Origin of the sequence: Nocardia sp. NBC_00403 (assembly GCF_036046055.1) — a bacterium.
Lineage (GTDB): Bacteria > Actinomycetota > Actinomycetes > Mycobacteriales > Mycobacteriaceae > Nocardia.
Genome location: NZ_CP107939.1, coordinates 3,453,991 through 3,468,485, shown reverse-complemented (window position 1 = coordinate 3,468,485; position 14,495 = coordinate 3,453,991). Strand labels below are relative to the sequence as shown.

The window sequence follows — 14,495 nt, the reverse complement described above, 5'->3', positions numbered from 1 at the left end:
GCCACGGGATCACTCGAACGGCCCGGCCGGGTTACTTCTTTCGGCCGCGCGACCGTGGTGGTTCGGGCTCGACCGGCGGCTCCGCAACCCGTCCGGCGAATCGGCCGAGGATCGAGACGCCCGGTAACCGGGACAGGGCGGTGAAGAGGTCTTCGCCGAGCCCGATCATCGCCTCGAGCCTCGGCAGCAGTCGGTCGTAGGCCGCGAATGCCGGATCCGCGAGTGCCAGGGTGCGGTCCAGACGGTCGATGGTGGAGTTGAGGCGGTCGACCGCGGTCGAGAGATTCTCGATCAGGTCGGGCAATTGAGCCGCCAACTGTGCCGACGCCGGTGGCAGCCGCACTGCGGCGTCGAATGCCTGCCCTGCCGTCAGCTGAGCCGCGTCCAGCGCCGCGCCTGCCGCCGACTGGGCCGCCGCCGCCGCGGACTGAGCGGCAGCCAGGATGTCGCCCGCACTCGGCACACGCGGACCCGACGCTTTCGGAGGCGTCGTTCTACGGCCTCGCCCTTTGGGGGTGCTCATGACACCACTGTGCCGTACCGGACAGCCGATCGACCGGAAGCCGTACCGGTCAGTCTGTGACCGGTACCGGACAAGGCCGTCGCGGCGTGCTCGGGTACTGCCCGCGCTCCACCGAATGAATCCATGTGGATCGGACGGCGCATGCCCGACCTGCTTTCGCCCACTCCGCCACGCCTCGCACCGCCGAGCATCGACCTCGCGGAATTCGGCGTGTCGGACCCGCGTGGCATAGTTCCAGCACGATGGAACTCAGCAAAGGCGCCAACGCACCGGTACCGACATCCCTTCTTGCCGTGGTTATTTCATGGCGGTCGGACCATGTCGTCGATGCGCATGCGCTGTTGCTGAGCGACTCGGGCTCGGTACGGACCGATCGCGATCTCGTGTTCTTCAACGCGCCACGGCATGTCTCGCAGGCGGTGACACTCGACCAGGAACCCGCGCCGGGCACGGCCCGGCTGAGCGTCTCGCTGCCGCGCACCGAATCCGACGTGCAGCGAATCGTCATCGCGGGCTCGGTCGACGAAGGCACCTTCGGCGACATCATCGGTTTGACGCTCACCGTCCACGCCGCCGACGGCCCGGTGACGCAGTTCGAGGTCACCGACACCGACTCGGTGGCCGCAATGATGTTCGGTGAGTTCTACCGCAGGGATGGTCAGTGGCGGTTCCGCGCCATCGGACAGGGGTGGGCGAGTGGGTTGGCGGGGCTCGTCACCGAATTCGGTGTCAGCGTCGACGATGCGGCCGAGCGGACCCCGGCACGCCCGCAAGCCGCCCGGTCCGCGAACCCGTTCGGCAGGACACACCCTCCGACGACACCCCGACTGGTGGGCGCCGCCGGCGGGAACCGGTCGGCGGCAACCGGTCCCCGATCGGTGGCCCCGCTCGACCGGGCTCGCGCGGCGGAGCGTGAGTCCCGATCCATCGAACACGCGCAGGGTGCCCGGATGCCCGCGCGCGCCGACTCGTTCGATGACACCGGACTACCCACAAGCACCGACCGGTCGAGCGACCCGTCGGACGGAAGTCGAGCAGCGGCGCCATCCCGGCCGGTCGACCTCGAGCGCCACCACGGATCGGTCGAACAAGCGCCACCGCCGCCCCCGAATCCACAACGTGCCGACTGGCATTCGGACCCGGAAGACTCCGCCCGGATGCGCTGGTGGGACGGGAACGAATGGACCGGGGCCACCTACCCCCGCCGGCAACTGGGTCCGCGCGACTGCGCTCGGTGCGCCAATCCGCTGCGCCGCAAGCTATTCGGCGGTCTCGCGCCGTGCCAGGTCTGTGCGGTCGAGATCGAGGAATTCCTCACCCACTGGCACACCCAGGCCTGGCGGGTGCTCACGACGTCGGGGCCACGTGGCGACGACTGGGCCGCATTGTGGGCGTCGCTGCGATATCAGCGCATCGACGAGAGCGCGGGTCGCGAGGCCCTGCGCGATGCCGCACTCAGCTACGTGGAGCGGCTGGTCACCTTTGCCTTCACCGACGGCGAGGTGGAGCTCGCCGAGTTCGAGGCGTTCGAGCATGCCATCGCGGAGCTGGCGCTGAGCGGGCCACTGATCGAAGACCTGCACAGGCGAATGCATCGCGGCCGCACGCTGTCTCGGCTGCGGGCGGGCGATCTGCCGATGATCCGAACTCCGGGACTGCACCTCGATCCGGAGGAGAAAGTGCACCTCGATCTGCCCGCGGTCCATGTCCGGCAGTTGGCACGTGGCCCGAAACTCACCGACGGCCGACTGATCGGCAGCAATAAGAAGCTCCGCTTCGTCGGGGCCGACACCGGCATCGAACTGCCGTGGGCGCGAGTCGTCTCCGTGCGCCGGGAACAGAACACGGTTGTGCTCGCCGCCACCTCGGCACGCGGCGGCGCGACCTTCGAAGTCGCCGACCCCGACTATGTCGCCGCGGCTTTGGAAGGCGCGCTGCGGGTGGCCAAAAGACTGATCCTGACCCCGGGCCAACGTGACACCCGCAGCATTCCGCAGGAGGTCAAAGCCGAAGTGTGGCAACGTGACGGCGGCAAATGCGTGGAATGCGGCGACGGCCACTACCTCGAGTTCGACCACATCATCCCGCTCAGCCGCGGCGGCGCGACGAGCGCGTCGAACCTCCAAATCCTGTGCCGCGCCTGCAATCGCACCAAGGGCGCCCGCATCTGACCGCCGCAGACACACACTGGACCGAAACCGTCCGGCGATTGCCTAGTCGGCGATCAATCCGGCGGTCCGCCCCAGTTCCGCCAGCATCGTGTCGAACAGGATCTCGGGGTTGGACAGCGGGATCGGGTAATTGCCGAAGACTTCGAGGGTGACGTGGCCGTAGAGGCGGGCCCAGATCTGAATCATCAGATAGGTCACCCCGAGGTCCAGCTTTTCGGCAGGGAACTTCTGGCCTGCTTCCGACATCGCGGCGAGCAGCTCGGTCTGAAACCCGAGGAGATCCTCGCGCAGGTCCGCGGGAATCACATCGGTCGGCGGCGTCACGACGTCGTAGGTCGCGAGCAGGCGGCCCGCGGCGGCCAGAAATATACGGCCGAACGGTTCGTCGAAGCGCCGCATCACGCCCGAGCGGCCCGCGCCGGGCGAGGCGAACACCAGGGTGAACTCCCTGGTGTGCGCAAGCGCCCAGCGCCGGAAACCCTTGCAGATGGCGAAGAACTGCACCGCGCCGTCATCGGGCAGGGTGTCGATCTCGGCCGACAGCTCGGCCGCGAGATCCGCGCAGAACTCCAGGCGCAGGCTCTCCAGCAGATCGTCGAGCGACCGGTAGTAGCGGTACAGCGCAGGGGCGGTGATCCCGAGTTCTCGTGCGATGGCCCGCAACGTGACCGCCTCCGGCCCCTGCTCGACCAGCAGCGCACGGGCCACCCGCCGGATGTCTCCGTCGGAGACCACCGGCGCGCGGCCACGCGGTTTACTCATACTGAGATTCAAGCGTATTCGACTTCCCAGCGCTTGATGCCGTTGAGCCAGCCCGAACGCAGCCGCACCGGGTCGGACACCTGGCGCAGGTTCGGCATGACGTCGGCGATGGCGTTGAACATCAGGTCGATCTCCAACCGGGCCAGATTCGCACCGACGCAGTAGTGGGTGCCGGTGCCGCCGAAGCCGACGTGCGGGTTCGGGTTGCGCAGCACGTCGAAGGTGAACGGGTCCGCGAAACCCTCCTCGTCGAAATTGGCCGAGCCGTAGAACAATCCGACCCGCTGGCCCTTCTTGATCTCCTGGCCGCCGATCTCGGTGTCCTGCGTCGCGGTACGTTGGAACGCGGTCACGGGGGTGGCCCAGCGCACGATCTCGTCGGGCGCGGTCCGCGGCCGCTGCTGCTTGTAGAGCTCCCACTGGTCCGGATTGTCGACGAATGCCTTCATGCCGTGGGTGATCGAGTTGCGGGTGGTCTCGTTCCCCGCCACCGAAAGCAGGATGACGAAGAACGCGAACTCGTCGGAGCCCAGGTTCTCGCCGTTGATATCGGCACTGATCAGCTGGGTGACAATGTCGTCGGCCGGGCACTTACGCCGCTCTTCGGCCATGTTCCAGGCGTAGCCCATCACTTCGGCGGTGGCGGTGTGATGGTTGCCGTCGAACTCCGGATCGTCGTAGGAGATCATCTGGTTGGTCCAGTCGAAGAGCTTCTTGCGGTCGTCTTGCGGGACGCCGATGAGCTCGGCGATGGCCTGTAGCGGCAGCTCGCACGCAATCTGCTCGACGAAGTCACCGCGGCCCGACTTCTTGGCGTCGTGCACGATCTTGGCCGCCCGCTCGGTGAGTGCGGCGCGCAGGCTCTCGACCGCGCGCGGGGTGAAGCCTTTGGAGATGATGCGGCGGATCTTGGTGTGCTGCGGCGGATCGAGGTTCAGCATCAGCATGTTGCCGAGCATGTCGATCTGCTCGCGCGTGGTTTCCTCGTTGAACCGGATGATCGCCGTGTTCTCATGTGAGGAGAACACCTCCGGATTCTTCGAGATCTCCTTGATGTGGTCGAGCTTGGACACCACCCAATAGCCGCCGTCGTCGAAGCCGCTGGCCCGGTCGGACTGGGCGCACCACCACACCGGGGCGGTGCGGCGCAGCTCGGCGAATTCCTGGATGGGCAGACGGTTGGCGAGCAGGTCGGGGTCGGTGAAGTCGAATCCTGCGGGAATCGAGGGCGTGGTCACGGCTATCTCCTACCGGTCTGGGCTGCAGACCTCACAACGTTGTGTGGAACACGTTCCATAGGAGATAGAACCACAGCACACCCTCTTGTGAACAGCGTTTACTAAAACCTGTTTACTTTTCTTTGAGTGCGCTCAGGAAGCCCTGACAGTTCCCGCGAAACAGTGCACGGGTGACCGCGACCAAGGCTGTAATGGGGGTGACAGATTCGCTCGATGCTCCTTTCGGAGGCTCTCACCATGACCAGCCTGTACGAGCACGCCGGCGGCGACGAGGCACTGCACCGCGTCGAAGAGGCGTTCTACGAGAAAGTTCTCGCCGATCCGGTGTTGAAAACCCAGTTCACCGAACGGCTCCCCGGCCATGTCGACCACCTCAGCTGGTTCACCGCCGAATCCTTCGGTGGCCCAGCCCGTTTCACCGAGCAACTGGGATTCGACTACATCATCGCCGTGCACCGCGGCCTGGCCATCACCGACGAGCAGCGCCAGCGGTTCGCCGAACTGTATATCGAGGCGTTCGAGGAGGCAGGCCTGCTCGACAACGAGGCCTTCCGGGCCGCCGTGCGCTCGCACGCCGAGTTCGGTGTGCAAGTGGCACAACAGAACTCACACGCCGAGACCGACGAGCAACTGCACCCGATCCGGGCGGTGCCCCGATGGACCTGGGAGGGTGACGACTGAACCGTCAGCCCCGCGGGATCCGCCGGGCTATCAGATCGATCATCATCTGTGCCAGCGCACCGGTGACATCGGCGGTCTGTTCGTCCGGGGTGCCGTGGGTGTGGGCGGCCACGGCGAAACCCTGCCCGAACGAGGCCGAGGCCACCTCCTGCGGCCCGGAATCAGACCAGCCCCACTTGGTTCCGATGACACCGGGCAACCTGCCGGTGCCCCAATCCTGGGCGGTGCCGTCGGAGGCTGTGGAGTCGGCCGCCGCCATCCAGCCGAAGATCGGCGACTCGGGATCGGTGCGTTGCTTGATGTGCAGGAAGGTGGCCACGTCCGCAGTGCTGGTGTACGACATGCCCCAATTGGCGCCCGCCTTGGTCGCGGCGAGCCGGTATTCCGCGGCGACGGCGTCGATCGCCTGCGGATACTTGGCTGCCAGCAGCTCGGCCGCGCCGTCGTCCGAATCACGGATCATGCGCTCGGCGAGCGTCCGATCCGACGGCGAGCCGTCACCGTGTCGCAGCGCGTAGTCGACGATGTAGAGCTTGACCATCGACAACCCGGTGCGGATCTCGTGCTCGTTGGCCGTGCCCCACTCGATACCGGGAATAATCGACCGGAATGAAATCGCGGTGCGCGAGGGAACCGCACCGGGGTCGGTAGTGTCCAGCGCGCGGCCGAGCACCGCGGCCGCGACATCGACCCAGTCGGCCACGGTCGAACTCGCGGCAGCGCCGGACGCATCGCCGGCGGGGGTGCGCGACGGCGCATCGGGGAAATCGGCGGCAGCGCCGGGTGCCGCGAGCGCAAGAAGCGCCCCCGTTGTGAGGACCGAGAGGACTACAGCCCGGCAGCCCATCGCCGCTCCTACGGCGCCACGTTGAGCACGGGCGGCTTCCACTGTCCATCGAGCGCAATAGGTTTCGGCACGTACAGACGCATCGTCAGCGAGAACTGGCCCGCCTCCGGTATCGGCAGCCAATTCCCGGTGGGCATCCGAGCGCCGGGGTCGCTGTGCTGGATCGCGAGATCCACTGAGCCGTCGGCATTGTAGGCAACTGGCACCTGGTGGCCGATCGCGTAGATATTCGCCGGGTTGGGTACCAGGAAGCCGTCCGCACCATAGGCGGTCAGCGACCAGAACGCCCCGACCGGCGGCAGCTGGCCCGACGGGAAATGCAGCCGGAAGTTCGCGGGCACGCCGTTGAGGTCGGCGCTGCCGAAGATGGTCGGATAGATCGCGTCCTCGGGCAGGTTGGCGCCCAAGCCGTGCCATGCGACGTTGGCGCGCAACATGTAGTCGGTGCCATAAGTGCCGATATCGCGGTCGAATACCCACCCGTTCTGGTTCACCGCGCTCGGGTCGGCGCTTGCGGGGATCACTTGCTTCGCTCGCTCCGCGGCGGCGGTCAGATCCTCGGCGGAAATACCGGTGACGCTGCCGCCCGGCCGGATCCCGATGGCCGCGAAGCGGTTCATCGCGAGCTGATCTTCGGACCGCGGCGGATTCACCGCCATCACCGCGCACAACCGTTTGAAGAAAGTGCTCGCGTCCATCTCGACAACCTGTTTCGGTGGATTCGCGGATTCCCGCGTCGGCATCGTGGCAGACGGGGGCGCGGCTTTGCCCTCGATCCAGTCGGCGAGCCGAACGAGTTTCAGTTGCTGCTGAATAGCCTGCACGGCGGGGATGTCGTCGCTGCCGTTGACCTGAATCCGGCTGACCAACCACACCGTCGGTGTCGGCACGGACAACTGCGTCACACCCTCGGGCAGGCTCCCCGCCCACTGCGGTCCAGTAATGGCATAGGTGTAGGGCGGCGCGGGCGCATCCGGCTTCACCTGCGGTCGAACGCTACTCGGGTTGTGCACGGTATTGGTCCAGGCATCCATCAGCTGCATCAGCCAGAATCGGCCGAGCTCGACAGCAGGCACCTGCAGCACCATGGGCTCGGTGGATACATCGAGCCATGCGGCGGAGTACAGCGTGTCCAGATTCGATCGAACAACATCGTGCTGCTCGGACGTCGGCAGCCCGGCGGCGTGCTGGAAGGTGTTCACCGGGGTGATCTTTTCGGCCGCGACCCTGGTCACGTCCATCAGCACCAGGGGGTAGCCGAAGATATAGGCGTCCGTGGCGATCGTCTTCGGCTCTTCCGGCATCAGAGTCACGCTGGTCGAGGAGCTCTTCTCCGACGTACTGCAGGCCGCGAGGGTGGCACTCGCCATGGTCGCAGCGGCCACGCCGAACATGGTCCGGCGCGAGAGCTGCGCGAGTGAACGCTCGTCGCCCATGGTCTTTCTCCCTACTCCCCGATCGAGCCGGACACTTTCGAGAGATCCAGGCGGAAGTATAGCCCCATATTTGCCAGACCTGCGGTTTTAGCGCGCGACGTCCGCGATACGGGCCATCAGCGCGAGCAGCATGGTCGTCAGAACGTCGACCAGATCGGCAATCGGCGGACGTGGATCGTCCAGGCTCCATTGATGCACGGTGGCATTGACCGCGCCGATGAAGGCGGTGGTCGCCATCCGCAGGTAGCCGGCGGGCAGCTCCGCCACCATGGCGGCACCCGCCAGCTCGGCCAGCACCTGGCCCCATTCCCGGCGCACCAGCAGCCGATGCGCTTCGACCTCGGCGCCGACCCCCACGATCTCCACGAAAGCCAGCTTCGCCCGCCGAGTATCGGTCGCCATGGCGGACACATACGCGGTCACCGCCGCGACGATGATCGCGGACAGATCCGCCGATCCCACCGATGCGACCGCGGTGCGCACCGCCGCGCGCGCGTCCTGCTGGATGTCGTCGTACACGGCGACCAGCAGTTCCTCGCGGCTCGCATACTCCTCGTAGAACTGCCTGCGCGACAGTCCCGCAACAGCACAGATATCGGTGACAGAGCTCTTCGCGTAGGTCCTTTCGGCGAAGACCGACAACGCCGCCTCCGCGAACCGCGCGCGGCGCTGCGCTCGACGCTGCGCCACCGGCAGGCCGCCGTAGCTGCGATTCGACTCCACCACGCTCATCACCAACAACCGTAATGGCGCTGTCGGACGCCGTCCGCCGACAACCGCGCCGGGCTGCGCGAAGGCGAGGAAGCCGCCTGACCGGAGCATGCCACCCCCGAGCCGCCTGCAGTTGCTGACCGGATGCCTGGCTCAGGCGCCGATGACGGCGTTCATGATGGTGCCCGCGCTGGTGGCGACAACACCGCCGATCATGGCTCCGGCCACCATCTTCGGTGATTCCAGGCCGCCGCCGGACCATTTCTCCCAGGCGAAGTGGCCACCGGCGTAAATGATGCTGAGGACCCCGGACAGGGTGGCGAACCAGGTGATGTACCGCACCAGCTGCATGATCTTGTCCGAGAGGGGCGGCGCTTCGGGGGTCGGGTTACCGACCTGCGCCAGTGTGGTGAAAGCGTCTGCAACCGACATCAGGATAGTGCTCACGGTCTGCTCTTCCGGTCGACAGTGGTTCGGACACCGGCGAATTCGTCTCGCTCCAGGACCAGCCCCCACAGTGGCAGCAGCACCCCCATCGGCGAGATCACCGGCTCGCGGCGGCCACCGTTCGACCACACGCGCTCCCCATCATCGGCATCGACTACCGCAAGGTGTCGCGCGATGCACTGTTGCCTCGACGTGCCTGCGCCACTTCGGATTAACCGATACCATCCCTGTGAGCGAAATCCATCCTGTCCCACATCCAGAATGAGCAGCACCACGATGATCCTGGCCGCCGTTTACGACACCTGGGCACAGATCGGCAATCCGACCCCAGAAGCCCCGCCCATCTCGGACAAGTTCCTCCAACTGGTCCGCTACCTGACCTGGTTCGTACTCTTGGCCGGTGTCTGCGCCATCATCTACGCGGGCGGTCGTTTCGCCTGGGAGAAGTGGTCCGGCGGCGGCCTGGAATCACCGAAGATGGTGGCCGGAGCCATGATCGGCGGTGTTGTCGCCACCAGCGCGGGCACCATCATGAACGCGGTCATCGGCTGACGCACGGCCGCGCCGCCATCGAGTAGTGGCTGCGCAGGCGAATCAATGCAGGATTCCTGCGGTTTTCGCCGCGCGGATCCAGTCCGGGAATTCGCCGAGCAGCCGCCCGTACAACTGGGCGTCGTCGACTTGGTCGATGTCGTCGAGGGCGAAAAAGCCTGCATTGTCGACAAGCCGGTCGGCCATCTCGTCGAGCGAGCGCAGCAGACCGTAGTTGGCCTTGCCGAGACCGACGAACTGCCAAAAGGCAGGCAGGCGTGAGGCTTCCCGCATGAGTGCGGCGATCTCGCGTTTCTTTGCGAAGCCGCCGTCGGTGAAGAACAGCACCAGCGTCGGTGGATCTCCGGGTCGCAGCGACGCGATGATGTCGCGCATGATCGGCAACTCGTCGTTGCGGCCGCCCATCGCGTCATAGCTGATTCCGGCGTGCGTGCCGGACAGATGCAGGAACGTCTGCGCCCACTGCTCGCTGTGCTCGACCGTGATGTCGGGCAGCTTCGCGAACGACAACGCATAGAGATACGCCTCCAGCGTCCCGTCGTGATCGAGCTGTGTGGCCACCGGAATCATCCGCTGCACCACCCGGTGCACCACTTGTTGCCGATACTGCCGAATCATGCTGCCGGTCTTGTCGATGACCAGCACCACGCGCGCGCGAACCCCGAAGGCGTTCTTGGTGATCAACACCTTCGCCACTTCTCGTTTGCGCATATCCAGCCGGCCGCGCTTCTCGAACGACAGCTTCTCCTCACCGGGCACGGTGCGCACATCGAGGGCGTTGGGCGCCGCAGTCCCTGGCTGCGTCGGGGGTGCGGACACGATCGCTGCGGCGCCATCGCCCGCTCTGCTGGAGACCGCAGGCACATGTGTCGCGTCAGGCGCGGACTGCACCTCGAGCGCCGGCAGTCCCATCGCCGCCGGGGGCGGTTCGTCGTCCACGCTAACGCCGTGGTCGACGACCAAAGCCGCAAATCCGCCTGCATAGCCCTGCCCGACGGCCCGAACCTTCCATTCGGCATTGCGTCGGTACAACTCGAGTGCAATGACCACCGACTCGGTGCTGAGACCATCGATCACGTACTCGTACAACATGTTTCCGCTGTCGTCACCGACGACAGCAACCGGCGGCGCACCCTGCCCGAAAGTAGCGGTCGGATCATCCAGGGTGATCACCGCCCGGATCTGCGCGATGTCCGCAGGCACATCGGTGAAGGAAACCGCCAGCACCGCAGGCAATCCCGGCCGTAACTCGACACCGGGCGCGCTCGGCTGATTGAAGAACACGAAGTCGGCGTCGGAGCGCACCCGGCCGGACTCGGTCACCAGCAGCCCCGAAACGTCGGCCGCCGCGGCGAGCCGAACCGACACCACGGCCGTCGCCACTGCGAGCGACCCGTTCTGCCCCTTGACGAGCGCCGTGCCCACCGATTCTCCTACCAGTAGTGACCGACCCGCCCGTGTCGTGCGATTACGAGTAGAGCTGCTCGACAACCCATTTCGCGGTGTCCGGGCTCGACCGAACGGTCGAGTGGTCGACGGCGGGGCTACCGGGGAACAGGTCTTCGTAGAAGACGTTGGTGACACCCGGTTCGGTGATGAACGAGCACACTCCAGGCGGTGTCGCGACCCCGTCGTTCTTCGTCGCCAGCACCGAGTACCGAACGCCCGGCTGCACCAGCGGTCCGTCCATGACGGCCTTGTAGACCTCGGAGGCCGGAGTCAGCTGCAGCGCATTGGCCATGCTCGGCATCAACGTCGACAGCACCGGCACCAGGAACGGCAGCGCCGTCACGAGTTGCACCGGCGTAATCGGCAAGTCCTTCAACCCGTACTGCGCAAGGAAACCGACGCCGTCGCAACCACGAGCTTCCGGAGTCAGCAGCACCATATTCGGCACCTCCGCAGCGCCCCCGAGCACCTTGACGAAGTAGTTCGCGACGAAGGTGCCCGCCGAGTGCGCGACGATATCGACCTTGGCCGCCCCCGTGGTCGCCTTGACTTTCGCGACGAACTGCGCGAGCTGCCGAGCCGCGCTGGGCATATCGCCCGCCCATCGCTTTCCGTCGACGATTCCGCCCTGGAAAACCAGCGCGCAGGCCCCTTCGTGGCGCAGCGCCGAAACCATCGGCCCCCATTGCGCCGCGGTGTCCGCCGTGCCACCGTCCGCACCTGGCAGCACTATTACCGGATTCGGCCGGGCACTGCTGGGCAGGCAGTCGATCGCCGGTTCGATCACCGTCCCCGCGGACACGGCCGGCGCGGCCGAGCCGCTGCCGGGGGCGGCCACCGCCGGTGCCGCTGCCATCGTGAGCGCCCCGGCGAGCAGGACCCCCACCATCCCCGCCCGCGCCGGAGCAATCCACTTCTGACGCCTGAAAATCATGTCCTGCAAAGCCTTTCGACATGTCGGACGCCAACGCCGGCGCCAACCGAACCGGCCCCGACAACAGGCGCGAACCAACCGAACTCCGAGTCCCGACCAAGTCCCTTCGCCCACATGCCAACAGCTCCCACCCCAGATGTCAACACCACTCCCGCAACCCCCGCTGTAGGAACAGGACCTGGCTGCGCGGACACTCGCCCGTTCGCCTCGGCCAGCGCCCGTTCGCCGGAAAGGATGTCAGGCGACGAATTCGCGGTCGCCGTAGCGGAGGGAGTCGGAGGTCCAGGTGCCGCCGATGCCGGTGACGAATTGCTGAGTGAGGGTCAGGTCGGTGAGGTCGGCTACCAGGATGAGGGTGCCTCGGTCGGTGATGGAGCCGCCGACGAGGTGGTCCCTTGCGGTCGGGTCGGCGACCAAGGCGTCGCGGAATCGGTGTACATCGACACCGGCAACCTCGATGGTGAACGCGTCGATTTCCGGTGCGCTCGGCGCCGAGTGCTGGAAGGTCAGCACCGATTCCTGATGGAAGCGGGTGCGCACCTGATCGGCGATGCGATGCAGATCGGTGGCGTCGACACAGGCCAGGTGGAACTCGCACGAGCGCTCGTAGGTCGCCTGCTGTCGCTCTTCGGACCAGAAGACGCCGCTGACCAGTGTGGAACCCACGGGAAGGCCGATGTTCTGCACCGCGATCCCGTCGACCGCGAGTTCGAACCCATCCAGCCGCGTGCGCAGCCGGTGATCATCGGGATCGGTGATGGTTGCGGTGTTGTCGGTCGCGAATAATTCCGCGGTGGGCCGCAGGGGATTTCCCGCCGCACAGGCGGTCGGCGTCGCCTGCGCGGCCTCTGCTCCCCCGATCAGGCCTGACGCGACGGACAATGCCGCAACCGCGGCCATGACCCGTGAGGTGATCATCCCGATCCTTTCCGGTCCTGAGTGACCATCCGAACCAGCACAACATGTTTCGACGACCATCGGATCGAATCGGGCATCACATGCCCGGCCCGGTCAGCCCGCGATGAGCACCGCGGTCAGCGCAGCAGCCCCAGGCACCGCCTGCGCGAACAAGATCCGAGGATTCGCCGTCACCGCGCCGTACACCCCGGCGATCACCACGCACGCCAGGAAGAACACCTGCACCCGGAAACCCGTCGGGTCCGCCGCGATCAACCCCCACACCAACCCCGCCGCCAGAAACCCGTTGTAAAGCCCCTGATTAGCAGCCAAAGGCGCAGTCGCCTTCGCCATCTCGGCATCGAACCCGGACAACTCCCGCCCAGGCTTCCTCTCCCACAAAAACATCTCCAGCACCAGGATGTACGCGTGCAACACGGCCACCAAGCCGACCAGGATGTTCGCGATAATCGCCATTGCTCGAACAGTACTCACCCGAGTGCCACATCGGCCGACGAAACGCTCGCCGGCCGAATCCGATGCCATTGCCCCTTCTGGGGTCGGCGCCGCCGGGACCACGGCTGAACCGCTACCCGCCGGCGCCGACTATCCGAGATCCGCCTCTCGGTGATCGCAGAGACGGTACGAGCTGAAGGGCAGCTCATAACTGCTGCATCGACCGCTACGGACGCCTCCGTCGATTCCCATCGAAATGCGCCGATACACCAGCAAATCGAACATAGCGAGCCAGAATCCGATACACAGCACCGTTGCAGCAAATTAGGGGCTGTGATACACGTTACTGACGGTAACAGCCGAGGTCGAGCGGCTATCGGTGCGTGACCCAGGAGCAGATCCGACCAAAGGTACGAACTACTCCCATTGCTGGCGACCACGATGCGGGGGCAGTCGACTCCGCTATCCATTCGAACTGGGATTGCGCGCCGGTCTGATCCGGACTGCGAACCCAGGACGACAATGGTCGTATGACCGCCGGTGTCGAACTGCGCGTATACGCCGAACTGAACGACTTCCTGCACCCGCAGGCGCGGTATGCGACGCAGCTGCGACCGATCCGTCCGCACCAGACCGTGAAAGACATCGTCGAGGCAGCCGGTATCCCACACCCCGAGGTCGACCTGCTGCTGGTGAACGGTGAATCCGTCGACTTCGGCCACCACCCGCAGCCGGGCGATCGGCTCGCCGCCTACCCGATGTTCGAGACCCTGGACATCGGACCGCTGACGCGAGTTCGTCCCCGCCCGCTCCGCGATCCACGTTTCGTCGTCGACGTCAACCTCGGCGGGCTCGCGCGGCTCATGCGATTGATGGGACTCGACACCCGCTACGAGTGGACCGCCGACGACGCTGCGCTGGCCGAGACAGCCGCCACCGAGCATCGGGTCTTGCTCACCCGTGACCGCGGACTTCTCGAGCGACGCAACGTGACCCACGGTGTGTTCGTGCGTTCGGACCGGCCGTTCGAGCAGATCGTCGAGGTGATCCGTCGGCTCGACCTGGCCGATCGGCTGGCACCGTTCAGCCGCTGCCTGCGTTGTGGCGGAATTGTCACCGCGGTGGCCAAGCAGGACATCATCGATCGGCTCGAACCACTCACCCGCCGCTACTACGACACCTTCCGGCGCTGCCCGGATTGCGGCCGGATCTACTGGGAGGGTTCGCATCAGCAACGGCTGAACGACCTCATCGCCCGGATCTGCGCCGCAATCAGGCCGATTTAGACCACGCCTCACATGGACCTCGTGGGTAGGTGACGACGCTGAGGTGCCCGTTGGCTAACACGTGCCCCCGCCCCAGCCCCAGCCCGGGTGATTGCAGCCCTTCGC

The 14,495-nt window shown here is 66.1% G+C and carries 15 protein-coding genes; 4 read left to right on the top strand and 11 right to left on the bottom strand.

Translation table 11 applies throughout. The features are described 5' to 3' along the window. Positions 1-31: 31 nt before the first annotated feature. On the bottom strand, positions 32-523 hold the full coding sequence (locus tag OHQ90_RS15205) for a hypothetical protein (RefSeq protein WP_328411062.1): 492 nt from the start codon (positions 521-523) through the stop codon (positions 32-34). Between the two features lie 242 nt (positions 524-765). Between OHQ90_RS15205 and OHQ90_RS15200 the strand changes: the two genes are divergently transcribed. Beyond that, positions 766-2,694: a TerD family protein gene (locus tag OHQ90_RS15200; protein ID WP_328411060.1), complete on the top strand. Its 1,929-nt coding sequence runs from the start codon at positions 766-768 to the stop codon at positions 2,692-2,694. 42 nt (positions 2,695-2,736) lie between these two features. On the opposite strand, the gene OHQ90_RS15195 is transcribed toward OHQ90_RS15200, so the two are convergent. Beyond that, complete coding sequence (locus OHQ90_RS15195; RefSeq protein ID WP_328411058.1) at positions 2,737-3,456, bottom strand: TetR/AcrR family transcriptional regulator; 720 nt, start codon at positions 3,454-3,456, stop codon at positions 2,737-2,739. An 8-nt stretch (positions 3,457-3,464) separates the two neighbouring features. Continuing rightward, the gene (locus tag OHQ90_RS15190) at positions 3,465-4,694 is read right to left on the bottom strand and encodes a cytochrome P450 (protein ID WP_328411056.1); all 1,230 of its coding nucleotides are present in this window, start codon (positions 4,692-4,694) and stop codon (positions 3,465-3,467) included. Between the two features lie 237 nt (positions 4,695-4,931). Between OHQ90_RS15190 and OHQ90_RS15185 the strand changes: the two genes are divergently transcribed. After that, a complete protein-coding gene (locus OHQ90_RS15185; protein WP_328411054.1) occupies positions 4,932-5,375 on the top strand; it encodes a group II truncated hemoglobin in 444 nt (147 codons plus the stop codon). A gap of 4 nt (positions 5,376-5,379) precedes the next feature. On the opposite strand, the gene OHQ90_RS15180 is transcribed toward OHQ90_RS15185, so the two are convergent. From OHQ90_RS15180 to OHQ90_RS15165, 4 genes are all read right to left on the bottom strand, one after another. Next, on the bottom strand, positions 5,380-6,222 hold the full coding sequence (locus OHQ90_RS15180) for a hypothetical protein (RefSeq protein WP_328411052.1): 843 nt from the start codon (positions 6,220-6,222) through the stop codon (positions 5,380-5,382). A gap of 8 nt (positions 6,223-6,230) precedes the next feature. Then, positions 6,231-7,658 carry a DUF1254 domain-containing protein gene (locus tag OHQ90_RS15175; protein ID WP_328411051.1) on the bottom strand — a complete coding sequence of 476 codons (1,428 nt, stop codon included), beginning with the start codon at positions 7,656-7,658 and terminating at the stop codon, positions 6,231-6,233. An 87-nt stretch (positions 7,659-7,745) separates the two neighbouring features. Then, positions 7,746-8,390: a TetR/AcrR family transcriptional regulator gene (locus OHQ90_RS15170; protein ID WP_442941468.1), complete on the bottom strand. Its 645-nt coding sequence runs from the start codon at positions 8,388-8,390 to the stop codon at positions 7,746-7,748. A 132-nt stretch (positions 8,391-8,522) separates the two neighbouring features. Continuing rightward, a complete protein-coding gene (locus OHQ90_RS15165) occupies positions 8,523-8,816 on the bottom strand; it encodes a hypothetical protein (protein ID WP_328411048.1) in 294 nt (97 codons plus the stop codon). 276 nt (positions 8,817-9,092) lie between these two features. On the opposite strand from OHQ90_RS15165, the gene OHQ90_RS15160 reads away from it, so the two are divergent. After that, on the top strand, positions 9,093-9,368 hold the full coding sequence (locus tag OHQ90_RS15160) for a hypothetical protein (RefSeq protein ID WP_328412847.1): 276 nt from the start codon (positions 9,093-9,095) through the stop codon (positions 9,366-9,368). Positions 9,369-9,410: 42 nt separating this feature from the next. Here OHQ90_RS15160 and OHQ90_RS15155 read toward each other — a convergent pair whose 3' ends face one another. The 4 genes from OHQ90_RS15155 to OHQ90_RS15140 all read right to left on the bottom strand — a co-directional run bounded on the left by OHQ90_RS15155 (position 9,411) and on the right by OHQ90_RS15140 (position 13,125). Further along, positions 9,411-10,793, bottom strand: coding sequence for a vWA domain-containing protein (locus OHQ90_RS15155; protein ID WP_328411046.1), 1,383 nt, complete (start codon positions 10,791-10,793; stop codon positions 9,411-9,413). Between the two features lie 43 nt (positions 10,794-10,836). Further along, the gene (locus OHQ90_RS15150) at positions 10,837-11,751 is read right to left on the bottom strand and encodes an esterase/lipase family protein (RefSeq protein ID WP_328411045.1); all 915 of its coding nucleotides are present in this window, start codon (positions 11,749-11,751) and stop codon (positions 10,837-10,839) included. A gap of 237 nt (positions 11,752-11,988) precedes the next feature. Beyond that, on the bottom strand, positions 11,989-12,669 hold the full coding sequence (locus tag OHQ90_RS15145) for a hypothetical protein (protein WP_328411042.1): 681 nt from the start codon (positions 12,667-12,669) through the stop codon (positions 11,989-11,991). 93 nt (positions 12,670-12,762) lie between these two features. After that, positions 12,763-13,125 (bottom strand): DUF1304 domain-containing protein, encoded by a 363-nt coding sequence (locus OHQ90_RS15140; protein WP_328411040.1) that lies wholly within the window; start codon positions 13,123-13,125, stop codon positions 12,763-12,765. Between the two features lie 509 nt (positions 13,126-13,634). Here OHQ90_RS15140 and OHQ90_RS15135 point away from each other — a divergent pair. Then, positions 13,635-14,390 carry a Mut7-C RNAse domain-containing protein gene (locus OHQ90_RS15135; RefSeq protein ID WP_328411038.1) on the top strand — a complete coding sequence of 252 codons (756 nt, stop codon included), beginning with the start codon at positions 13,635-13,637 and terminating at the stop codon, positions 14,388-14,390. Positions 14,391-14,495: the final 105 nt, after the last annotated feature.

What these genes read in the sequence shown, in the direction of transcription:
- OHQ90_RS15205 (WP_328411062.1), bottom strand. Translation starts at nt 523, where the DNA reads ATGAGCACCCCCAAAGGGCGAGGCCGTAGAACGACGCCTCCGAAAGCG.
- OHQ90_RS15200 (WP_328411060.1), top strand. Translation starts at nt 766, where the DNA reads ATGGAACTCAGCAAAGGCGCCAACGCACCGGTACCGACATCCCTTCTT.
- OHQ90_RS15195 (WP_328411058.1), bottom strand. Translation starts at nt 3,456, where the DNA reads ATGAGTAAACCGCGTGGCCGCGCGCCGGTGGTCTCCGACGGAGACATC.
- OHQ90_RS15185 (WP_328411054.1), top strand. Translation starts at nt 4,932, where the DNA reads ATGACCAGCCTGTACGAGCACGCCGGCGGCGACGAGGCACTGCACCGC.
- OHQ90_RS15180 (WP_328411052.1), bottom strand. Translation starts at nt 6,222, where the DNA reads ATGGGCTGCCGGGCTGTAGTCCTCTCGGTCCTCACAACGGGGGCGCTT.
- OHQ90_RS15175 (WP_328411051.1), bottom strand. Translation starts at nt 7,658, where the DNA reads ATGGGCGACGAGCGTTCACTCGCGCAGCTCTCGCGCCGGACCATGTTC.
- OHQ90_RS15170 (WP_442941468.1), bottom strand. Translation starts at nt 8,390, where the DNA reads ATGAGCGTGGTGGAGTCGAATCGCAGCTACGGCGGCCTGCCGGTGGCG.
- OHQ90_RS15160 (WP_328412847.1), top strand. Translation starts at nt 9,093, where the DNA reads ATGATCCTGGCCGCCGTTTACGACACCTGGGCACAGATCGGCAATCCG.
- OHQ90_RS15150 (WP_328411045.1), bottom strand. Translation starts at nt 11,751, where the DNA reads ATGATTTTCAGGCGTCAGAAGTGGATTGCTCCGGCGCGGGCGGGGATG.
- OHQ90_RS15145 (WP_328411042.1), bottom strand. Translation starts at nt 12,669, where the DNA reads ATGATCACCTCACGGGTCATGGCCGCGGTTGCGGCATTGTCCGTCGCG.
- OHQ90_RS15140 (WP_328411040.1), bottom strand. Translation starts at nt 13,125, where the DNA reads ATGGCGATTATCGCGAACATCCTGGTCGGCTTGGTGGCCGTGTTGCAC.
- OHQ90_RS15135 (WP_328411038.1), top strand. Translation starts at nt 13,635, where the DNA reads ATGACCGCCGGTGTCGAACTGCGCGTATACGCCGAACTGAACGACTTC.